The organism is Streptomyces sp. NPDC002788, from assembly GCF_053592115.1.
Genome location: NZ_JBSFVB010000003.1, coordinates 57896 through 79020, shown reverse-complemented (window position 1 = coordinate 79020; position 21125 = coordinate 57896). Strand labels below are relative to the sequence as shown.

19 protein-coding genes, 2 tRNA genes and 1 other RNA gene are annotated in these 21125 nt (G+C 71.2%); 14 read left to right on the top strand and 8 right to left on the bottom strand.

The genetic code is table 11. The annotated features are described in order from the left end of the window. The first annotated feature begins 33 nt into the window (after positions 1-33). Positions 34-729, top strand: coding sequence for a DUF5819 family protein (locus ACWD1U_RS07000; RefSeq protein ID WP_451105157.1), 696 nt, complete (start codon positions 34-36; stop codon positions 727-729). After that, positions 719-1879 (top strand): HTTM domain-containing protein, encoded by a 1161-nt coding sequence (locus tag ACWD1U_RS06995; protein ID WP_451105155.1) that lies wholly within the window; start codon positions 719-721, stop codon positions 1877-1879. The genes ACWD1U_RS07000 and ACWD1U_RS06995 overlap by 11 nt, the downstream gene beginning before the upstream one ends. Positions 1880-2280: 401 nt before the next feature. Here the strand turns inward: ACWD1U_RS06995 and ACWD1U_RS06990 are convergent, their stop codons facing one another. Continuing rightward, positions 2281-3060 carry a hypothetical protein gene (locus tag ACWD1U_RS06990; protein WP_451105153.1) on the bottom strand — a complete coding sequence of 260 codons (780 nt, stop codon included), beginning with the start codon at positions 3058-3060 and terminating at the stop codon, positions 2281-2283. A gap of 117 nt (positions 3061-3177) precedes the next feature. On the opposite strand from ACWD1U_RS06990, the gene ACWD1U_RS06985 reads away from it, so the two are divergent. From ACWD1U_RS06985 to amaP, 5 genes are read left to right on the top strand one after another with little or no spacing between them, the layout of a single operon-like run. Beyond that, on the top strand, positions 3178-3609 hold the full coding sequence (locus tag ACWD1U_RS06985) for an Asp23/Gls24 family envelope stress response protein (protein ID WP_451105151.1): 432 nt from the start codon (positions 3178-3180) through the stop codon (positions 3607-3609). Between the two features lie 38 nt (positions 3610-3647). Beyond that, a complete protein-coding gene (locus ACWD1U_RS06980; RefSeq protein ID WP_451105149.1) occupies positions 3648-3875 on the top strand; it encodes a hypothetical protein in 228 nt (75 codons plus the stop codon). Continuing rightward, a complete protein-coding gene (locus tag ACWD1U_RS06975) occupies positions 3872-4315 on the top strand; it encodes an Asp23/Gls24 family envelope stress response protein (RefSeq protein ID WP_451105148.1) in 444 nt (147 codons plus the stop codon). The genes ACWD1U_RS06980 and ACWD1U_RS06975 overlap by 4 nt, the downstream gene beginning before the upstream one ends. Further along, positions 4312-4995, top strand: a complete 684-nt coding sequence (locus tag ACWD1U_RS06970) for a DUF6286 domain-containing protein (RefSeq protein ID WP_451105146.1) — start codon at positions 4312-4314, stop codon at positions 4993-4995. The genes ACWD1U_RS06975 and ACWD1U_RS06970 overlap by 4 nt, the downstream gene beginning before the upstream one ends. Positions 4996-5005: 10 nt before the next feature. After that, positions 5006-5599, top strand: a complete 594-nt coding sequence (gene amaP / locus ACWD1U_RS06965; protein ID WP_451105144.1) for an alkaline shock response membrane anchor protein AmaP — start codon at positions 5006-5008, stop codon at positions 5597-5599. A 223-nt stretch (positions 5600-5822) separates the two neighbouring features. Here amaP and ACWD1U_RS06960 read toward each other — a convergent pair whose 3' ends face one another. From ACWD1U_RS06960 to ACWD1U_RS06940, 5 genes are all read right to left on the bottom strand, one after another. Then, positions 5823-8270 carry a helicase-associated domain-containing protein gene (locus tag ACWD1U_RS06960; RefSeq protein ID WP_451105142.1) on the bottom strand — a complete coding sequence of 816 codons (2448 nt, stop codon included), beginning with the start codon at positions 8268-8270 and terminating at the stop codon, positions 5823-5825. A 211-nt stretch (positions 8271-8481) separates the two neighbouring features. Next, positions 8482-8907, bottom strand: coding sequence for a hypothetical protein (locus tag ACWD1U_RS06955; protein ID WP_451105141.1), 426 nt, complete (start codon positions 8905-8907; stop codon positions 8482-8484). Next, entirely contained in the window at positions 8904-9182 is a 279-nt protein-coding gene (locus ACWD1U_RS06950) for a CopG family transcriptional regulator (protein WP_451105139.1), read from the bottom strand. Before ACWD1U_RS06950 ends, ACWD1U_RS06955 begins: the two co-directional genes overlap by 4 nt. 115 nt (positions 9183-9297) lie before the next feature. Further along, positions 9298-10191 carry a phosphorothioated DNA-binding restriction endonuclease gene (locus ACWD1U_RS06945; protein WP_451105137.1) on the bottom strand — a complete coding sequence of 298 codons (894 nt, stop codon included), beginning with the start codon at positions 10189-10191 and terminating at the stop codon, positions 9298-9300. A gap of 473 nt (positions 10192-10664) precedes the next feature. After that, positions 10665-11060: a nuclear transport factor 2 family protein gene (locus ACWD1U_RS06940; protein ID WP_451105135.1), complete on the bottom strand. Its 396-nt coding sequence runs from the start codon at positions 11058-11060 to the stop codon at positions 10665-10667. A gap of 93 nt (positions 11061-11153) precedes the next feature. Between ACWD1U_RS06940 and ACWD1U_RS06935 the strand changes: the two genes are divergently transcribed. Beyond that, positions 11154-11522 carry a winged helix-turn-helix transcriptional regulator gene (locus tag ACWD1U_RS06935; protein ID WP_451105133.1) on the top strand — a complete coding sequence of 123 codons (369 nt, stop codon included), beginning with the start codon at positions 11154-11156 and terminating at the stop codon, positions 11520-11522. A gap of 465 nt (positions 11523-11987) precedes the next feature. Here ACWD1U_RS06935 and ACWD1U_RS06930 read toward each other — a convergent pair. Next, positions 11988-12075, bottom strand: a tRNA-Ser gene (locus tag ACWD1U_RS06930). Between the two features lie 73 nt (positions 12076-12148). On the opposite strand from ACWD1U_RS06930, the gene ffs reads away from it, so the two are divergent. The 6 genes from ffs (at position 12149) to ACWD1U_RS06900 (ending at position 20995) form a co-directional block, all read left to right on the top strand. After that, positions 12149-12243, top strand: an RNA gene (gene ffs / locus ACWD1U_RS06925) — signal recognition particle sRNA small type. 63 nt (positions 12244-12306) lie between these two features. After that, complete coding sequence (locus ACWD1U_RS06920) at positions 12307-14721, top strand: DNA polymerase III subunit gamma and tau (RefSeq protein WP_451105132.1); 2415 nt, start codon at positions 12307-12309, stop codon at positions 14719-14721. 111 nt (positions 14722-14832) lie between these two features. Beyond that, positions 14833-16083 carry a phosphoribosylamine--glycine ligase gene (gene purD, locus ACWD1U_RS06915; protein WP_451105131.1) on the top strand — a complete coding sequence of 417 codons (1251 nt, stop codon included), beginning with the start codon at positions 14833-14835 and terminating at the stop codon, positions 16081-16083. A gap of 345 nt (positions 16084-16428) precedes the next feature. Next, a complete protein-coding gene (locus tag ACWD1U_RS06910; protein ID WP_451105129.1) occupies positions 16429-18324 on the top strand; it encodes a hypothetical protein in 1896 nt (631 codons plus the stop codon). 226 nt (positions 18325-18550) lie between these two features. Next, positions 18551-20026 carry a N,N-dimethylformamidase beta subunit family domain-containing protein gene (locus tag ACWD1U_RS06905; protein WP_451105127.1) on the top strand — a complete coding sequence of 492 codons (1476 nt, stop codon included), beginning with the start codon at positions 18551-18553 and terminating at the stop codon, positions 20024-20026. Between the two features lie 69 nt (positions 20027-20095). After that, positions 20096-20995 carry a phosphoribosylaminoimidazolesuccinocarboxamide synthase gene (locus ACWD1U_RS06900; RefSeq protein WP_451105126.1) on the top strand — a complete coding sequence of 300 codons (900 nt, stop codon included), beginning with the start codon at positions 20096-20098 and terminating at the stop codon, positions 20993-20995. Positions 20996-21037: 42 nt separating this feature from the next. Here ACWD1U_RS06900 and ACWD1U_RS06895 read toward each other — a convergent pair. Next, a tRNA-Gly gene (locus tag ACWD1U_RS06895) sits at positions 21038-21113 on the bottom strand. Positions 21114-21125: the final 12 nt, after the last annotated feature.

Below are 21125 nucleotides of genomic sequence, written 5' to 3'. Positions count from 1 at the left end.
TGGGCGGTGTCGAGCGGAATTGACTCAGCGGCCGTGCAGGAAATCCAGCATTCCGATTCCGGTCCGGCCACGGTCACGCAGTCATGTCCTGGCGCCGTGGCCGCGCCCCTGAAACCATCGAGAGGCGTTCGGGCACTGAATGCCGGACTGTGTGCCGCCGTGGCCCTTTTCCTGGTGACGAGTGTCGTGCACGTGCTTCTGGTGTTCCTTCATGTGGCACCGGCCAACACCGTCTCCAAGCGATACAACCAGCAGATCACCGCATGGGTGTACCCCTTCTTCGAACAGAATTGGCGGCTTTTCGCCCCGGACCCCGAATCCGTCAACCGGCAGATTCTGGCGAGAACCGCGCACACCGGCTCCGACGGATCGGTTCAGGTGAGTTCCTGGTTCGACCTGACCGCCGTGGACGTTTCCGCGGTCGAGCACCAGGTGTTCCCGAGCCACACGGCGCAGAACATGTTGCGCCGAGCCTGGGCCGGCTACGCCGACTCGCACGGAGGAGACGACAAGGCGGGCACGGAACGCGCTCTGATGATGCGGAAGTACCTGAGCAACATCGCCGCGGACCGCGTCGCCGCCCACAACCGCGGCACCTTCGACTTCATTCAGCTCCGCGTCGTCACACTGCCTGTCGCCGCTCCCGCCCCCGCGGCCGGCAATCGCCCCCCGACGCCGACCGAGAACCGGCTTCTCCCCTGGTGGAAGGTGATCCGCCATGGAAGCTGAGGCGCAGAAGACCGCGTCCGGCGGCGCGGCCGGGTGGCTCGTCGACCGGACCAGTGCCGGGTGGAACCTCCTGACCGGCCGGCCGGTGTCCCTGTACGCCGCGTCGATGCTGCGCATCGGCTACGGGCTGCTCTACCTGATCTTTCTGCTGCGTGAGTTCCCGCACCGGGACGAGATCTGGGGCCCCGGCTCTCCGTGGACGCCCGCACTGGCACAGCAGCTCTTCGACCAGACGGGCTGGTTGAGCATCCTGGCCCTGTCCGACAGCCGCGCCTACTTCGAGCTCTGCTACGGGCTGGCGCTCGTCACGTCCGCGCTGTTCACGCTGGGCTGGCGGACCCGCTTCATGTCCGTCCTCTTCGCCGTCGTGGTGACCTCGTTCCATGCCCGGGCGATCTTCATGACGGACGGGGGCGACAACCTGGTCCTGCTGATGGCCCTCTACCTCGTCCTCACCGCCTGCGGCCGACGCTGGTCCCTGGACGCGCGCAGAAACAGATCGAAGTCGGTTCCCGCCGACAACACGCCGCAACCGGAGAGAAGCCTCCTCACACGGCAACTCCGCGACGCCCGGACCACCTTGGTCACGGCGGTGCACAACTGCGGCATGTTCGTCATCGCGGCGCAGGTCTGCCTTCTCTACGGATCAGCCGGCCTGTACAAGGTCCAGGGCGCTTCCTGGGGCAGCGGCACCGCTCTCCACTACGCCCTGAACCTCGAACTCTTCCGGCCCTGGCCCGCGCTCTCCCACTTCGTGGACTCGCACACGCTCGTGATCGCCGTCGTGGGCTACCTGACCGTGCTGTTGCAGGTGGCCTTCCCGTTCGTGCTCTTCGGCAGGCTCAAGTACCCCGTTCTCACCCTGCTGCTGGGCATGCACATCGGCATCGCCGTGCTCATGGGCCTGCCTCTCTTCTCCGGCGCGATGATCATCGCGGACGCCGTGTTCCTTCCCGACCGCTTCTACGCCCTTCTGCCTCGCCTGTGCCGACGCGTGGTGCGGCGGGCGGACAGCAGACGGTCGGCACCGGCACGAGCGGCAGGCTCCAGAGCCGTACCCGCGCAAGGCGGTCCCGGCGGCGCGCTCGGCTCGAAGCAACACGTCGACCACCCCGTTGAGCCGGCAGTGGGCCCGAGGAATGGTCCCTGACGCCGCACGCCTGCGGTCACGGCTGCTTCCCGCGGGCGGCTGAGGCCTGCCGGTGTCCGCGCCGGAGCTGACGTGCCGCTGGGGCTCGTGGGGGCCGTGCCAGTCCAGGCACATGACGGTGGCAGGAGCCGGTACTGGATCTCTGCGGCCGACGTGGGTGGCCTGGAGCGTTTGCCCCAGGTGAAGAGGTCGGTGAAACGCCCGTTGGCGCCGCCTCCCCGACCACCCCCCGCAAGGGCGGTCGAGACAGCCGTCCCACGGCCTTCCCCGTCAGATCCACGATGACTCGGTTTCTCCGCGGTGAGCGTCGATCCGCGGACGGACACGATGGACCCATGGCCGAGGGCTGCTGTCCGGCCCGTGTTTGGGGCACCGAACAACTCCTCATCGGGCTGCCGTTGTCACCCGGCTGGCCAGGGCGCGGCGTCTGTGATGAGAACGGCGGCGGTGACCGGGCCGGGGGTGTCCGAGGTGGCTGCCTCCACCAGGGCGGTCCGGACGGCGCGGGCGACTTCCAGCGGATGGTGTCGGGGGGCTACCGCCAACTGGACCTCGATGTGGCGTCCGGGCGGATCGCCCTCGTACCTCACTCTGATCGGGCGGCCTCCCAGAACGGCGGTGAGGTGGGCGACGCCCGGAACAGTCGCCGCGACGTCGGCCAGTTCTCCCGTGGGTCCTGGCGTTGTTGCCGTTCCGGTCGCAGGGGGCCGGCTTCGCGCGGCCGCAGCTTCCCGCTGGGGCTTCATGGCCCTCGTCGCGGTCTGCGACCCGGCGACCGTCTCCGGGCCCTCGACGAGATCGGTGACGCGCAGGTCAGCCGTCACGACGGCCAGGCCGAGCCCTTCGGTGGCCGCGTCGAGAAGTGTGCTCCTCAACTGTTCGGTGATGTCGGGCAGTGGCTGCCCGAGCGAGGCTGTGAGGGCGGCCTCCATCCTGAGCGGGCCCGGCGGTAGCGCGCCGGCCGGCGGACGGACCGACGGCTCGGACACGGGCTCCTGCGGTGCCGCCCCGATGCGCACAGACTCCAGCCGCACACCAGGAAACCCGGCCGCGGCACGCCTGAGGGCCCGGACGGCCGCTTGCTCGGTGATCCACGCCCCGTCCTCCGGCCCGCCGAGCGGGAGCAGTCGGCCCAGGTCGAGCTGATGTCGTACCGCCTCCGCCCACGCCTCGGTCTTCACCGGCCTCTCGCCCTCTTTCTTCTCACCGCACCTCTGGAAACATACTAAAAACATACTAAAGGGAATATAATGTAAAAGAGGCGGCAAAGTGGGCATCCTTCAGGGAGGAACATCCCGATGACTGAGAACACCGGCCTACGGCACGGTGGTGCGCCGGCATCTCGCGGCCGGACGGCCATCGCCGATGTGGTGGTGGAGAAGATCGCCGGAATAGCGGCACGGGACGTACGCGGCGTCTATGCCCTGGGCAGCGGATTCGCGCGCTCGATGGGATCCGTGCGCGAGCGGATGCCCGGCGCCGGTAGTGGCAAGTCCGTCACACGCGGGGTCAGCGTGGAGGTCGGCGAGCTGCAGGCGGCCATCGATCTGGAGATCGTCGTCGACTACGGCGTCTCGATCACGGACGTGGCCGGTGCGGTGCGGGAGAACGTGATCGCCGCGGTGGAACGGATGGCGGGCCGGGACGTCGTGGAAGTCAACATCATGGTCAGCGACGTGAAGCTCCCCGACGAGGAGGACGAAGGGGAAGAGCGGCAGCGGATCCAGTAGCCGGGGCGGAGCAGCCCACTTGAGTGAAGGAGCGCGTGATGAGCAGGGCCATGGTGGGCTTGATCGCGGGGATGGCGCTGGGGTTCGCCGCCTATTTCGGTAACTTCTGGGCTTTCCTGCTGGTGCTCGGGCTGGGCGTCGTCGGTCTCGTGGTCGGGCGGCTCATGGAAGGCGATTTCGAACCGGGCGACTTCGTCCGCCGCCGTGACCGGCAGGACCGGATCCGCGATGACCGGCGACGGGCTCGGGGAGACTGGCGGCAGTGACCGGTGGAGCCGACCGGCGCCCTGGCATCCCCCGCGGGGAGCGCGGTGCGATCAGCGTCGCCGACCGGGTCGTCGCGAAGATCGCTTCCCAGGTGGCGGCCGAGGTGCTGAGCCGGTTCACCGAGTCGGTCGGCCACGTCCCACCCGGCCGCCGGACGCCACGCGTGAACGCATCCGTGCGGCGGGCACCGGAGCGGACCGCCGGGGGAGACGCCGAATCCGCCGCCGGACGGCAGGCGGTCATCGGCGAGGTACGGATGCACGTCACCGTAGAGCTCGGCTATCCGTCCGACATCGGGGCTCAGTGCGCCGCGGTGCGCCGGGAGGTCACCGAACGGCTCAGGACATGGGCCGGCATGGAGGTGTCCGACTTCGCGGTGTCGGTCGAGCGGCTGCACTCGGTGCACGCGCTCCACACGGACCGGGAGAGGGTGAGATGAGCGCGAACACCTGGCGGAAGCCGACCGGTGACAGTGACCTGCCCACCGATCCCGGTCAGACGGATCCGTCCCCGGACGGCACCCAGCGCACGGGCTCGACGACAGGGGTCGACGCCTCGGGCCGGTCGGCGCGCCGTTTCTGGTCCGCGCGGCGGCTCCCCGCGGCACTGGTGGCCCTGCTGTCCGTCGCGGCGGTCGGCCTGCTCCTGTACGACGTGGTCTCGGTTCGGGCGGGCCGGTCCGCGATGCGCTGGCGGCGTCGGCTCGCCGAGGAACTGGCCACCCGTCCGCTGGACGACGTCTGGATGATCGTCGGAGCCGCGGTGGCGACGGCCCTCGGCCTGTGGCTCTTCCTGCTGGCGGTGACGCCGGGACTGCGCAGGCTGCTGCCCATGCGGCAGCCCACCGGCGCCCCGGGGACGCAGGAGGTCCACGCCGGGCTCGACCGCCGCGCGGCCGCCCTGATCCTGCGCGACCGGGCCGTGCAGGTGCCCGGTGTCCAGACGGCACGGGTCGCGGTCGGCCGCCGGAAGGTCAAAGCCCGGGCATGGGCGCATTTCCGCGATCTGGAGGAGGTTCGCTCGGACCTGGACGCCACGCTGGGCGAAGCCGTGACGTCCTTGGGCCTCGCCCGGCAGCCCACGCTGACCGTGCACGTGCGGCGGCCGAAGAAGGACTGAGGTGATCCCGATGCTCACGCGAGTGAACCGGGTGCTGCTGGGACTGCTCGGCCTCGCCTTGTTCGCCCTGGGGGCGGGCGTGCTGCTGGGCGGGCTGGATCTGCAGCGTCACTGGAATTTCGGCATGCCGGGCTGGTGGCCCTTCCGCGGGCCGGACGATGTGGTGCTGGGCACCGAGGGACGCACCCGGTGGCGGGAGGAAGGCTGGTGGTGGCCGACCGTCATCGCGGTGCTCGCCGTACTGCTGGTCCTGCTGCTGTGGTGGCTCCTCACGCAGCGCAGACGACGCCAGGACCGGGTCCTCGTCGACAGCGACGACGGCGCGGCGGCCCATCTCAGCGGCCGTGCGCTGGAGGGCGTGATCCAGGAAGAAGCGCAGGCCCTGGACGGGGTCTCGCGGGCTCGGGTACGGCTGGCGGGCCGGCGTACCGCTCCGACGGCACGCCTGCGGCTGTTGCTGGAGCCTTACGCGGACCCGGAGCGGATTCTCGGGCAATTGAGCCGGGAAACGCTCGTCCACGCGCGGGACTCGGCCGGCCTGGACCGCCTCCCGTCGAAGGTCCGTCTCCGGGAAGCCCGCCACCGCGCCGACCGCGTCGCCTGAGGCGGTCAACGTCGAAGGGCCCCACCGCTGTGGGCCCTCCGACATCGTGCCCGGTGAGGCACTGGGCGGAGGACACGAGATTCGAACTCGTGAGGGGGTGCCCCCACACGCTTTCCACATGTTCGTCTGGGGGTTCGGCGAGGGCCGGGGGCGTGCTGACCTGCGGTGGAGCGGGTGCTGATGGAAGTTGCGGACGGCTGAGACCAAAACTGAGACCACGCGGCTACCCGGGCATGACGCCGTGAATGCGGGAGAGGGTGAAGACACGCTCGTCGTTTCGCAGGTGGCACCAGGCGTACAGGTAGGGCGCGTCGAGATCGAGCTCGCTGAGGGTACGTATGGTGCGGCTGCCCGAGGCGGCGACGTATTCGATGGTGACCGGCTGGCCTTCGCTTACGGCATGGGCCAGCTGACGAACGTCGGCGAGGGAGAGCTGACGGGCGGACCCGGCGATGATTTCCTCGGTGTCGCTGTCGAAGGGGATGCCGTTGTACGGGTCTGGCTGCGGGGAGGCCGGTGGCGCGGCCTTCAGCCGAGTGGCCAGGGCACGCAGGTCGGCCGTCGCCGGAGCCTCCTCCGTCCGGCCGTCGGTCTTCCGGCGGCGGGAGGTGCCGCCGGACCGGCGCGGGGACGGGACCGGTGCGACGGCACGGTGGCGCTGAGCCTTCTCGACTCGTACCGTCCCGTCGGCGGTTTCGGCGACTGGGGCGTAGCCCGCGGCCCGGAGCGCTGCGAGGGTTTTGTCGAGCGAGGTCCGGCTTACCAGTACAGTCGGCGCCAGGTGCCGCAGGCCGAGTCGGGCCAGCCCCCGGTGGGCGGCCAGCTCGGCCAGGAGTGCGGGCTCTTCGCCGTGGAGCACGCAGGCCGCGGGGGCGATGCGCACCCGGCCGTGACCGCGCGCGGTGTCGTGGATCAAGTAGACCAGCGGCTGGGGGAGAGTCTCTCCGGAGATGGCGGCCAGGTCGGCCTCGATGGCATCGGGGGTGCGGCCGGCGTCCAGGGCCCGGCGGATGGTGCCGGAGCTGAACCGCCACACCGATGCAGTGCCGCCGGTTTCGCGGTCGGCGACCGAATCCAGCAGCGTGGTGAGGCGGGCGGACGGCGTGCCGGTGACGACGGCCGTGAGGTCGGCGCCGAAGCAGGCGGACGCAGTGGCGCCGGGAAGCAGCCGGCGGCAGGCGGCGGCCAGTATCTCGGCATCATCGTCCGGCCGGGAGGACAACAGGGCGGTCCCGGCGGGGGACAGAGCGCCCCGGGCGAGAACGCCGAGCAGTTCCGCCTCGCGGATCACGGTGGCGAACGGCGTGGAGTCCTGGGGCGGCGAGTCGGCGAGTGGACGGTGCCAGGCGACAAGCCGGCCCAGATCCGCGTGACTCTTCACGCCGTGCCCCACTGGGAGCCGTGCCGCGGCGGTGAGGAGACCCTCCCGGGCCTGCAGACAGCCGTCACAAGGAGGTGCTCCGGCAAGCACGGCCAGGGACTTGCCGTCCTCGTCGCGGGCCTGACCGGGGGTGAGCCGCAGTGTCCGCCACGCCCGGAGAAGCACCGCGAACTGTTCAGCCGGTTCCTGTTCCGCCCAGGCGTCGTAGCCTTCCGTCGCCGAAACCCTGTCGCCGTCCCGGGCCAACAGCCCCGCCGCGTACGCCGTTTCGAACACAATGCGCACCACGACGTCGTCACAGCGTGCCGCCTTGCCGACCCGGGAGAGTTCGCGTGCTCCGATCCCGCCGCTCTTCAGCCGGGCCGGCTGTGAGGCGGCGCACACCGCGAGAACCGAGGCTGCATGAGCGCCGAACGCCATGGCCGCGGCCGTCGCCTCACGGTCCACCTCGGCCGGGGTGACGGGCACGGCGGGCACGTCGGGCGGGACGGGCTCGAACGGAGCGCGCCAGCCGGGCCCGCGCAGTGCGAGCGCCACCTCGGCCGGCATGCGCGCCGTTCCGTACCCGCGATGGTCCTGAACCAGCAGTCCCCGCTCCAGAGCCCATCGCGCACCCGGCTCCGAGTCGATCCCCGGAGCCCCGAACACAATGAGCTCCGACCGCTCCGGCGCGGTCCTAGCCCGGCGCTCGAGCAGCTTGCGGGTGGCCACCGGAGCCCGTGCCGCGATTTCGGTGATCCGCTCCCGGTCGCTGTGGTGTTCCACCAGGTCCGCCAGCCGCTGCTGCTTGGTGCCACCGGACTTGATCCCCAACGCCCCCAGCATGCGGCGCAGTTCGTCGGAGGTGGTGTCCTTCAGCAGCTGCCGCAGCGGCGCGTCCAGTGCCAGCGGAGCGTCCCACGCCTGCCGCAGCGGCGCCACGATGCGCAGCAGTCCCTCACCGTCCGGCCAGACCAGCGCGTGATCGGCCAGCGACCGAAGGGCCGCGTCCAGGCCGCGAGCTCGCTCCTCGTCCACCGCTCCCAGCAGTTCCGCCAAGGCATCGCGGGTGGTGGGCGCCAGCGCCGCGAGCGCCTCGGCCACCTGCAGGTGCGGGAGCGAGAGCCGGGGCAGTACCTGTGCCACCGCCCCCGGCCGCTGCAGGCGGTCCGCCAGTTCGCCGACCGACCTCGGCTCCGGAGGGGACACGGCATCGGTCCTCGTTGTGAGGACCCTCTCCAGCCGCGCTGTATCAAGGCTGAGCAGCCAGGCGGCCAGTGTTGATCCACTGGACTTACTGATGGGGAACACCTCACCGTCGAAGAGCAGGTTGGCTCCGCAAGGGGAACCGGCACGCACAGTATTCAAGGGTGGCGGACGGACAACGCCGATGAGGTCACACGAAAGGGTGTTGCATGCTGCGTGGCCGTGGTGCGGTGGCGTACACCGTAAGGGTGGCCGATGTCCGCCCGAGTGCATGCCGCGGCGACGTCGGCTGACGTCGCCGACCATCCGCCGCGGGTCATACCTTCCGGACGACGATCGACTCCGGGACCAGACGCTCCAGATCGTCCACGTCCGAGGTGAAGACGGTGACCTGCCCCTTCTGCCGCCGGGCGATGACGGCCAGTACCGCGTCGATGGCGTACTCGTGTCCGTGCAGCTTCGCGTCGGCCAGGAGCCGACGGGCCTGACGGGCCTCGTCCTTCCCGATCTCGGCAACCTTGAGGCGCGAGAGGACCCAGTCCCAGCGCTGCTCGGTGGTCCTGCCGTCGTATGCCTCGACCAGCGTCACAGGAGATGTCACCACCTCGGCCTCGCCCCGTGCTGCGAGGTCCAGCCAGGCGATCATCTTCCGGTCACCGCGCACGGCGAGGGACAGTGCCTCACAGTCGAGCACGAAGACGCGCAGCCGCGGCTGCGCAGGGTCACCGGCCCGTTTTTTCACGCGGCCTCTCCGGCATTGTCCTTGGCGGTGGCGCGGCGGCGCTCATGCTCGGCATCGAGGTCCGCCAGCTCCTCCAGCGCTTCCACATGTTCGTCATCGGTGACGGGGCCGTGTTCCTCCTGCAGCCAGTCCACGAGTTCCCGCAGCCGGTCCCGGTCGCGTTTGAAGCGCAGGGCCTCGGCGACGTACGCCGACAGGCCCCGCTCGGCTGCCTCCGTGCGGATCTCGTCCAGGAGATCCTCAGGGATGGTCACCGTCACCTTCTTGGTCGCCATACAAGTCACCATACTCCTGGTATCGAATCCCTTACCAGGTTGTCGCTGCGACAGCCAAGCACGGCCTGCGCACGTGGCCGGGCTCGGTCGGGGAGTTCGGGAGCGGAGTCGGCTGTCAGGCGGCTGTGGCAGGGCGTGGGTCGCCGTGGAACACCTGGCTCGCGTGCCAGGCACGATGGGCCGGCGCGATGGAGCGGATGCCCGGCTGAGGGCCGACGAGCGTACGGCCCGCGAGTGCTATGACGTGTTCGTGGGCGGCAGGGCTGTGGCCGACGAACCGCTGTGAGACCAGGATGCGGTGGCCGGCGCCGACACCGAGGACGCCCTTGTCGAACAGCTTGTGGTGCAGCGAGCACAGACACAGTCCGTTGTCGACATCGTCAGGGCCGCCGAACGCCCACCACCGTACGTGCGCGGCCTCCAGTCCGACCGGAACCGCGCCGATCCTGCCGTCATAGCCGCAGAAGGCGCACCGATACTCGTAGGCCGTCAGCACCAGCTCCCGCATCCGCGGGTCCCGGCGCCTCCGCACGGCCGAGACCTCGGCGGTCTCCGCCTGTTCCAGCTCCAGACCGACGACTTCGCACAGCTCGTCGTGGAGCGATGGCGGGAAGTTCAGGTCGAGCAGCACCCGTGCCATCCGGCCGAGCAGCGACGGCTCACGCCGCAGCGCCGTCCGCAGGTCGGGCGCCAGGCGCCCTGCCGCTCCCGCGGCCCGCAGCTCCCGTACCCCACTACCGGGACTGCCCGGTCCGCGATCGGTACGCACCTCCCACACCCCGTCACTGGCCAGGTGATGGAACGGGTAGGCGGGCGTGGTCTTGTTGGGTGGCCCGTACTCGGACAGCAGCCGCTTCAGATCCTCTTCCACTGCGCTGTACCGCAGCTCGTCGTCGGCACCCTGTTGGAACCGGCCGAGGGCGTACAGAAGCAGCAGCGGCTTGTGCGGAGCGCGAGTGCCGCTTCTGGTCCACTGCCTCAGCTTTGCGGTGCGCTCCAGCCAGTCCATGACCGGCGATCGTAGCGGCGCCCTCGGACACTGTCCCGGACTTGCGAGGGCAGGCGGCTGACGGCGGCTGGGGTCGCAGCGATTCGCGCTGAATGGCCGGAATGAACGAGACCAAGACTGAGACCGGGGCATGCCAGAGCGTCGGACCGCGAGCTGCGGTCCGACGCTCCGTCTCGCCTGTTCAGGCGGCTGCGGAGGATACGAGATTCGAACTCGTCAGGGGGTGCCCCCGACACGCTTTCCAACTGTGTTGGTGCGGTGGTGGGGTGCGTGCAGGGGCGTTCACCCGCGTTCATGGGTGGACGACCCGTACGACGAGTCTGGTGTGCGGTCTCCTCTGAACGGCTGCGAACGGGGCTGAACGAGACGGAAACTGAGACGGGCTGCGGCCCGAGGTGACGTGCCAATCACGGAGGGGTTGACTGGTCCTGCCCGTTGACTTCGGGCCAGCGGCTCCGTCGGGGCGGTCCAGTTCAGCCGGCGCCCCAGAAGGCGTCCTCGGCCTGCTGGTCGGAGGAGAAGAGCCACACTTCCGCGATCTTGTCGCCCTCGACCCTCAGCACGTCGACCCCGTCCATCGACATCTCATTGTCGGCGCGCTTGGCCGAGAAGTGGATGGGGATCGCGACCAGCGCGCCGTTGATCATGGGGTCGCCGGTCAGCTGGAGTTCGAAGGTTCCCTCGGTGGCGGTCATCTGGGTGGCCAGCATCTCGCCTACCGCGGCCCCGCTGTGGGTACCGGAGACAGCGTTGTCGCCGGGCTGGTGCCACACGATGCCGTCGGCGAACAGGCCCGCGACCGCGGCGAAGTCCTTGGTGGACACGGCGTCGACGTAGCGGCGGGCGACAGTGAGTGTGTGGGACTCCACGGTTCTCTCCTTCGTTGGGTTCTTGCTGCTGGAGCCCTATACTCACCATCGGTAACCAGTCACCTCAACGTAACCAATGGACCGGTGTGACGCATGCCACAGCAACCGGATTTCAACCTGATGACCGCGACCTGCCCTTCCCGCACGTCGCTGGCCCGCATCGCCAACAAGTGGACCGCCATGGTCGTCATCGCCCTCAGCGGCGGCAGGATGCGCTTCCGCGACCTGCGTACCACCGTCGACGGCATCAGCGCCAAGGTCCTCACTGACACCCTGCGGGACTTGGAACGTGACGGCATCGTCACCCGCCACGTCTACGCCGAGGTGCCGCCGAGGGTCGAGTACGAGCTGACCGCACTGGGGCGCACGCTGCACATGCCTTTGGAAGCACTGGGCCGCTGGGCTGAGGAGCACATCGAAGAGGTGCTCGCGGCGCGTGATGAGTACGACACCCGTCGCTGACCTCTCAAGGAAAGGACCGGAAGAGAAGGCCGGCCCCGGGCAGGCCAGTAGCCGTTGATGGCTGGCGCTCTCAGCTTGGGAAGCTGAGGTGATTTGGGGTCAGCTACGTGCTGACCTGCGGCGAAGCAGTGTCGGCGCCTGACCGGCCCCTTGTTCGATATCCCGGTGTTCCCCTGGCTCGCCACTGGATCTGGCACGCGTCTGGCACGTACCCCTTCGTCCCTGGAGCTGGCGGACTGGCCGGCGACAACTCTGGCAGTCGGTTGCGCGGTACACGCATGTGACCGGGGCCATGCTCCGCAAGGTCGCTCAACAAGTCGGAGACACGCTCTGGGAGCCTCCGGGACACCGGTGAGCCGCCCAGCACGGAAGAAAAATCCAACTGAGACGGAAACTGAGACGGAGCACGTCGAAGGGCCCCACCGCAAGCGGTGGGGCCCTTCGACATCGTGCCCGGTGAGGCACTGGCGGAGGATACGAGATTCGAACTCGTGAGGGGTTGCCCCCAACACGCTTTCCAAGCGTGCGCCCTAGGCCTCTAGGCGAATCCTCCGCCGGAAACATTACATGACCGAGAGGAGTGCTCGCGAACTCGTTCCCTGCCCCGGACATCAGGTAGCCTTGGCGCAGCCCCTCACGCGGCGCTATCTGACTGAACTCCCCCAGGGCCGGAAGGCAGCAAGGGTAGGTCGGCTCTGGCGGGTGCGTGGGGGGCGTCTGCGTTCCCGGACCCGGATCACCTCGCCGGGGCCCGATGTCAGTGGGCGCCTATAACCTCGTATGCGTGTCGTCTCTCGCTCTGTACCGCCGCTACCGTCCGGAGACCTTCGCCGAGGTCATCGGGCAGGAGCATGTCACCGACCCGTTGCAGCAGGCGCTGCGCAACAACCGGGTCAACCACGCGTACCTCTTCAGCGGGCCGCGCGGCTGTGGCAAGACGACCAGTGCGCGGATCCTGGCCCGCTGCCTGAACTGCGAGCAGGGGCCCACGCCCACGCCGTGCGGCGCGTGCCAGTCCTGTCAGGACCTCGCGCGCAACGGCCCCGGCTCCATCGACGTCATCGAGATCGACGCTGCTTCCCACGGAGGCGTGGACGACGCCCGTGACCTGCGCGAAAAGGCCTTCTTCGGGCCCGCCGGCAGCCGGTACAAGATCTACATCATCGACGAGGCCCACATGGTCACGTCGGCTGGATTCAACGCGCTGCTGAAGGTCGTCGAGGAGCCGCCGGAGCACCTCAAGTTCATCTTCGCGACCACCGAGCCCGAGAAGGTCATCGGGACCATCCGGTCCCGGACCCATCACTACCCCTTCCGGCTCGTGCCGCCCGGCACCCTCCGGGACTACCTCGCCGAGGTGTGCCAGAAGGAGAACATCCCGGTCGAGGACGGGGTGTTCCCGCTCGTCGTGCGCGCCGGCGCCGGCTCCGTGCGTGACTCGATGTCCGTCATGGACCAGCTGCTCGCCGGTGCCACCGCGGGCGGTGTGACGTATGCCATGGCCACCTCCCTGCTGGGCTACACCGAGTCCTCGCTCCTCGACTCCGTGGTCGAGGCCTTCGCCACGGGTGACGGGGCTGCCGCCTTCGAGGTCGTCGACCGGGTGATCGAGGGCGGGAACGATCCCCGTCGTTTCGTCGCCGACCTGCTGGAGCGGCTGCGTGACCTGGTGATCCTCGCCGCCGTTCCGGACGCCGCCGAGAAGGGGCTCATCGACGCCCCCGCCGATGTAGTCGAGCGCATGCAGGCCCAGGCCGGCACCTTCGGCCCCGCGGAGCTGAGCCGGGCCGCCGATCTGGTCAACGAGGGCTTGACCGAGATGCGCGGCGCCAACTCGCCCCGTCTCCAGCTCGAACTGATCTGCGCCCGCGTCATGCTTCCCGCCGCCTACGGCGACGAGCGGTCCGTCATGGCCCGCCTGGACCGGATCGAGCGCGGCGTGCACTTCTCCGCCGCGGGTTCGCCCGCCATGCCCGCCATGGGATACGTGCCCGGGCCCGAGGTTCACGCGCAGGCCGCCCCGTCGGTCCCGCCCGGCGGCGGCCCGGCAGCGGCCCGGGCGGCGGTACGGCCTTCCGGAGCGCCCGGTGCCGTGAGCGGCGGCGGTCCCGGCGGTCCCGGCGGCCCGGGCAGTGGCGGCCCCGGCGGTGGTACGACGGCTGCGGCGGGGCACGCCCCTGCGGCGGCGGGCCAGGGCGCGCCGCCGTCCGGGGCCGGTACGCCCCAGGAGCACGCCCCGACTGCTCCCAGCGCCCCCGTCGAGGCCCCTGCCGCCTCCAGCCCCGGCACCGGAAGCGGACCCGCCCAGCCCGCCCAGGCGCCCCAGCCACCGGCCCCCTCCGCCCCGGCCCCCGGCGCCTGGCCCACAGCCGCGTCCGCCGGCAGTGGCCGCCGCCCCGGCGGCTGGCCCTCGCCCGCCCCGGGCGCACCCGCATCGAGCACCCCGTCAGCGAGCGCCCCCGCGCCCAGCGCCCCCCCGCCCAGCGCTGCGCCATCGGCCACCCCGTCCGCGCCGCAGCCCCCGGCAGCTCCCGCACCCACCTCGCCCCCGGCCGGCGGCCTGGACCCCCGCATGCTCTGGCCGAACATCCTGGAAGCGGTCAAGAACCGCCGCCGCTTCACCTGGATCCTGCTCAGCCAGAACGCCCAGGTGGCCGGCTTCGACGGCACGACCCTCCAACTCGGCTTCGTGAACGCCGGAGCGCGGGACAACTTCCTGAGCAGCGGCAGTGAGGACGTGCTGCGCCAGGCCCTGGGCGAGCAGTTCAACGTCCAGTGGAAGATCGAGGCGATCGTCGACCCCTCAGGCGGCTCCGCGCCCCCGGCGCCGGGCGGCCCGGCCGGCTTCGGCGGCGGTCAAGGCGGCCACGGAGGCCCCGCCACCGGCTCCGGCGGTTACGGCGGTGGCGGCTACCCCTCCGGCGGCGGAGGTACGGCGACCGCCCAGCGTCCCGCCCCGGCCCAGTCGACGGCCCCGGCCACCCCCGCCCCGCAGTCCGGGCCCCCCGCCCCCGCGCCGGCCCCCGCGCCCCCGTCCCCCGCCCCCCAGCCCTCCTCCCCGGCGCCCCGGCACGTCTCCGTCGAGGAGGACATCCCCGAGGACGACGACCCGGACCTCGACGAGTCGGCCCTCTCCGGCCAGGAGCTGATCGTCCGGGAGCTGGGGGCGACGGTGGTGGAAGAGTTCACGAACGAGTAGCACGGGCCCTGAGGAGCGGGACCTTGTCGGAGGAACCTCCAGCTCGAGATCTCCCTCTCCCTCGGCAGCCCGCACAAAGAGAACCGGCTGTCTCCGGTTAGGCTGACCCCCGTGAAGGTCCTCGTCATCGGCAGCGGCGCCCGCGAACACGCCCTGTGCCACTCCCTGTCCCACGACCCCGATGTCACGGCGCTGCACTGCGCCCCCGGCAACGCCGGCATCGCCGAGGTCGCCGAGCTGCACCAGGTCGACGCCCTGGACGGTGCCGCCGTCACCGCGCTGGCCGCGCGGCTCGGTGCGGAGCTCGTGGTCGTCGGTCCGGAGGCACCGCTGGTCGCCGGTGTCGCCGACGCCGTGCGCGAGGCGGGCATCCCGGTGTTCGGCCCGTCCGGCCTGGCCGCGCAGCTCGAAGGCTCCAAGGCCTTCGCGAAGGACGTGATGGCGGCGGCCGGAGTGCCCACGGCACGGTCGTACGTCTGCACGACGGCGGAGGAGGCCGACGCGGCTCTCGACGCCTTCGGCGCTCCCTACGTGGTGAAGGACGACGGGCTGGCCGCCGGCAAGGGCGTCGTCGTCACCGACGACATCGAGGCGGCCAGGGCCCACGCGGCGGCCTGCGGGCGCGTGGTCATCGAGGAGTACCTCGACGGCCCCGAGGTCTCCCTCTTCGCCGTCACCGACGGCGAGACGGTCGTACCGCTCCAGCCCGCCCAGGACTTCAAACGCGCGCTGAACGGCGACGAGGGCCCGAACACCGGCGGCATGGGCGCGTACTCCCCGCTGCCGTGGGCCGACCCGAAGCTGGTCGACGAGGTGCTGCAGACCGTGCTGCAGCCGACCGTGGACGAGATGCAGCGGCGCGGCACGCCGTTCTCCGGCCTGCTCTACGCCGGTCTGGCGATCACCTCCCGCGGCGTCCGCGTGATCGAGTTCAACGCCCGCTTCGGCGACCCCGAGACCCAGGTCGTCCTGGCCCGGCTGAAGACCCCCCTGGCCGGTCTCCTGATGGCTGCCGCCACCGGCAACCTCGCCCACCTGGAGCCGCTGCGCTGGAGCGACGACGCGGCCGTCACCGTCGTCGTCGCCTCGCACAACTACCCCGGCACCCCGCGCACCGGCGACCCGATCACCGGTCTCGACGAGGTCGCCGTCCAGGACGCCCCGCACGCCTACGTGCTGCACGCCGGCACCAAGCGGGACGGCGACGCGATCGTCAGCGCGGGCGGCCGCGTCCTGTCCGTCACGGCCACCGGCAAGGACCTCACCGAGGCCCGCGACCGCGCCTACACGGCCGTCGGCCGCATCCGCCTCGACGGCTCCCAGCACCGCACGGACATCGCCGCGAAGGCGGCAAGCGCGTAACCGACCCGCGCGGCCCGCGCGGAGCAGGGAAATCACCCTGAACCACCCCGCCGCCGATGAACCCATCAGGCCCCGGATCCGTCTCAGGATCCGGGGCCTGAGGTTTTCGGTCCGCCGGGTGCCTGATCCGCGCGGTCCGTCAGCCACCTCTCCCCAAAGCCATTCCATCGAGTGACCGATGCCCTATCCGGCTGACGGGGGGCGGAGCCCCAACTAGGGTGCGGCGCAAGCGTTCCGGCACTTGGCCCACCGGCATTGCGATGTCAGGGGCGGGTGCCACAGTGGGGGAGTGAGCAAGGGAAGCGTCAGGTCAACGGGGAGGGGGTGAGGTCGGTCGTGACCGGAATGAGTGTGGAAGCAGGCGCGCAGGCCGCGCGGGCACGGGCACTGGTCGTGCTGCGCATCCGCAGCCGGGCCCTGGCCGTCGCCCTGCTGCCGGCCGCCGTCGCCGTGATCCTGCTCGCGGGCGCCGTCGGCGACCGTCTCGAGGGCCCCGTCTGGGACGCGGCCCGCTGGGTCCTGACCCCGGTCGCGGTCCTCGTGCTGCTGGCCGCCGCCGGGGTCGCCCTGGTCGTCGCCCGGGCCCGGCCGGCGATGAGCCCGACGGTCCCGATCATCGAGGAGGCGGCCCCCGATCTGTACCGGATGGTGCGCGACCTCGCCGACCGCCTCGACGTCCCCGCGCCCTCCGCGATAGCGCTCACCCCGGACTGCGACAGCTGGCTTGAGGACCGTACACATCCGGCCCACGGACCGCCGCCGGCCGAGGAGCACGACGACGTAGCGGGTGCGGGGAAGCAGGCTCACGGCCGGCACCCCGTCGCGCCGGTCCTCGTCATCGGCTCCCCGTTCCTGTGGTGGATGCGGGTCGGCGAGCTGCGCGCGGTCCTCGCCCCGGTCGTCGCCGGTACGGGCCCCTCCGCCCACCCGGACATAGCCGCCGCCCGTCGTTTCGTCCGGGGCCTGGACGCGGCGGTGGCCGTGGCCTCGGCGCCCCGCCGTGATCCGGTGTCGCGGGCGGTGCTCGCCGGGGTCGGCTGGGTGGCCCGCCTGCTGCTGCGCAGCTGCCGTGGGCACGCCGCAGAGATGGAGCGGGGCGTGGCGGCCGCGGCAGCGGAGCGTGCACAGGCTGTGGATTACGGGCTGCGGATCGTCGCCCAGGAGCAGGTGGGCCTGGCGTACGCGGGCTGGGACCGGCTGCTGACCCGGGTCGCGCTGCCGGCCTGGCGGATGGGCCGCTGGCCCTCCCGGCTGGACGCCGGCGTCGTCGCGGCGCTCACGGAGCTGTCCCGGCGCGACCGCCTGGCCGAGGGCTTCGCGTCCCGGCTCGGCGAGCGGCCCGCCTGCGACCTGCTCGAGGAACCGGGCGCGATCGACGAGTCCGCCTCCCTCCTCGCCGCCCGCCTCTTCCACGGCGGCCCCGCCGGGCCCGACTGGTCGCCGGTGGACTGGAGCGAGTATCCGGAGGAGGTCGTGGACCGCAAGTGGCGTATCGACGCCGCCCGGCTCCACCGCGTCCTGAACGCCATGGGCGTCCGCCCGGCCACGGCCCCGGCCGCCGGCGCCCCGACCCTGTCCCGCGTCCTCGACCACCTCACGGACACGGACCCCGCCTGGCCGGCCGCCCCCGCCGGGCCCGCAGCCGGCGTCGCCGACCCCGGTGCCGGCCTCGCCGGCCACAGAACCGACGCCGCAGGGCCCGCGCCCGAGACCACCGGCTACAGAGCAGGCGGAGCCGACACCCCCCTGCAGGGAGACACCGGCACAACAGCGGGCACCGACGACGAGGACCTCTCCGACACGACCCCCCGCAGCGCCACCCTCGCCGCCCGCCTCCGCGCCGAGCTGGCCCGCGAGGAGGCCTCGACCGCCGACGCGGCCTCCGCAACCCCCTCCCCGGGCACACCGGCCACCCCGCCCCACGGCACCCCCGCCCCCGATCCCGCCGCCCTCTGGGACGACCGGGCCCTGCCCCTCTTCCCCCTCCAGCCCCCGCGCACGGCCCGCGAACTGCTCGCCGACCACCTCACGGCGATGGTCTGCTGCGCCGCGATGGACACCGCCGGTGCGACGCCCGGCCTGGACTGGCTGGACGGCCCGACCCTGCTCGTCGACGGCGCGCGCACCGCCGACCTCGCGCCCAAGGTCCTCACCCTGATCGAGGACGGTGACGCCGCCCCCCTGCGCGCCTGGCTGGCCGAGCTGGGAATACGCCCGGAGAAGCCGGTCCGGCTCGCCTGACCCCCGCAGGCCGACTGCGGAACGTCGGCTTCCACTTCTGGCCAATTCAAAACGAACCGTGACGAAGTGTGCGTGTCATGTGATGTGCTTGAACCGTTCACGCGCATGGCAAGGGCTTGCGGAATACGACAAGCACATAGGCACGACCGCCGCACCCACCGCGAGAAGACGCACACACCGCACCGGCACGGCACGATCACGGGGGCCAAGGGGAGGGGAAGCCACCATGGGTTCGGAGCAGAATCGCCGCTGGGAGTCGGGAGCACTGGCGCACGCCGTGACGGATCCCTTCGCGCAAGGCCCCGTTCCGTGGCTGCGCGGCAGCGTGACGTACTTCGGCGACACCGGCCAGGTCGTCTCCTGGTACGCGGACCAGGAGACGCCCCACGCGTCGAAGAAGGGCATGCACGTCGCCGGCCCCCGCGCGGCCGACGACGTGCACCGCCAGATCAAGGGCTTCACCTCCGCCGGTGCGGTCGCGCCCGGCGAGGCCATCGACTTCCACATCACCGTCGACCCGCCCCAGGAGTTCAGCGTCGACATCTACCGCATCGGCCACTACGGCGGTGACGGCGCAGCGAAGATCACCACCAGCCCGCGCCTGCCCGGCATCGTCCAGCCGCCACCGCTCACCGCGGACCGTACGGTCTCCTGCCACCACTGGTGGCTGTCCTGGCGCCTCCAGGTCCCGTCGTACTGGAACATCGGCGCGTACGTCGCCGTCCTCACCACCGTCGGCGGCTACCGCTCCCACGTCCCCTTCACGGTCCGCCACGACCAGCCCGCGGACCTGCTGCTGGTCCTGCCCGACGTGACCTGGCAGGCGTACAACCTCTATCCGGAGGACGGCCGCACCGGCGCGAGCCTCTACCACGCCTGGGACGAGCAGGGCCGGCTGCTGGGCGAGTCCGGAGCCGCCACCACGGTCTCCTTCGACCGTCCGTACGCGGGCGCCGGCCTTCCCATGCACGTGGGCCACGCCTACGACTTCATCCGCTGGGCCGAGCGCTACGGCTACGACGTCGCCTACGCCCATGCCTCGGATCTGCACGCGGGCCGCGTCGACCCCACCCACTACCGAGGCCTGGTCTTCCCGGGCCACGACGAGTACTGGTCGGCCGACATGCGCCGGACCGTGGAGGTCGCCCGTGACGCCGGCACCTCGCTCGTCTTCCTCTCCGCCAACTCCATGTACTGGCAGGTGGAGCTGGGCCCCTCCCCCTCCGGCGTCCCCGACCGCCTGTTGACCTGCCGCAAGCGCAGGGGCCCGGGCAAGCCGGTGCTGTGGCGGGAGATCGACCGGGCCGAGCAGCAGCTCATCGGCATCCAGTACGCCGGGCCCGTTCCCGAGCCGCATCCGCTGATCGTGCGCAACGCCGGGCACTGGCTGTGGGAGGCCACCGGGGCGCACGAGGGGGACGAGATCGAGAACCTGGTGGCGGGCGAGGCCGACCGCTACTTCCCGCGCACCCCGCTGCCCGAGCACGAGGAGCGTGTGCTGCTCGCCCACTCCCCGTACACCGACAAGGGGGGTACCCTCCGCCACCAGGAGACATCCCTCTACCGCGCGCCCTCGGGCGCCTGGGTCTTCGCAGCCGGAACGTTCGCCTGGTCCCCGGCCCTGGACCGCCCCGGCCACGTAGACAGCCGTATCCAGCGTGCCACCGCAAACCTCCTGGACCGCATCTGCAAACGCGACTGACCCGCTGTCCGTGATCAAGCTCCCATACGGGAGAATCGAGCCACTTGGACAGAACCACGGGGAGGAACCGTGTCCGGATTCGTCGAAAAGCCCGAGCCGATCCAGGTTCCGGGCCTGGTGCATCTGCACACCGGCAAGGTGCGCGAGCTGTACCGCAACGAGGCGGGCGACCTCGTGATGGTCGCCAGCGACCGCATCTCCGCGTACGACTGGGTGCTGCCGACCGAGATCCCCGACAAGGGCCGGGTGCTCACGCAGCTCTCCCTGTGGTGGTTCGACCGGCTCGCCGACCTGATCCCCAACCACGTCCTGAGCACCGAGCTGCCCGCCGGCGCCCCCGCCGACTGGGAGGGCCGCACGCTCGTCTGCAAGTCGCTCCAGATGGTTCCCGTGGAGTGCGTGGCGCGCGGCTACCTGACCGGCTCGGGCCTCGCCGAGTACCAGGAGACCCGCACGGTCTGCGGCCTCGCCCTCCCCGAGGGCCTGACCGACGGCAGCGAACTGCCCGCCCCGATCTTCACCCCGGCCACCAAGGCCGAGGTCGGCGAGCACGACGAGAACGTCTCCTACGAGGAGGTCGCCCGCCAGGTCGGCGCGGACACCGCGGCCCGGCTGCGCCAGGCGACCCTCGCCGTCTACTCCCGGGGCCGTGACATCGCCCGGGAACGGGGAATCATCCTCGCGGACACCAAGTTCGAGTTCGGCTTCGACGGCGACTCCCTGGTCCTCGCCGACGAGGTTCTCACCGCGGACTCCTCCCGCTTCTGGCCGGCCGACCAGTGGGAGCCGGGCAGGGCGCAGCCGTCGTACGACAAGCAGTTCGTCCGGGACTGGCTGACCTCGCCGGAGTCCGGCTGGGACCGCAGGAGCGAGCAGCCGCCGCCCGCGCTGCCGCAGCAGGTCGTCGACGCCACCCGCGCCAAGTACGTGGAGGCGTACGAGCGCCTGACCGGCACGAGCTGGTCGTAGGGCACGCAAAAGCCCCCCGGCCGGAACCGGGGGGCTTCTCGCTGGAGCGAACGACGAGGTTCGAACTCGCGACCTCAACCTTGGCAAGGTTGCGCTCTACCAACTGAGCTACGTTCGCATGCGCCGTGGC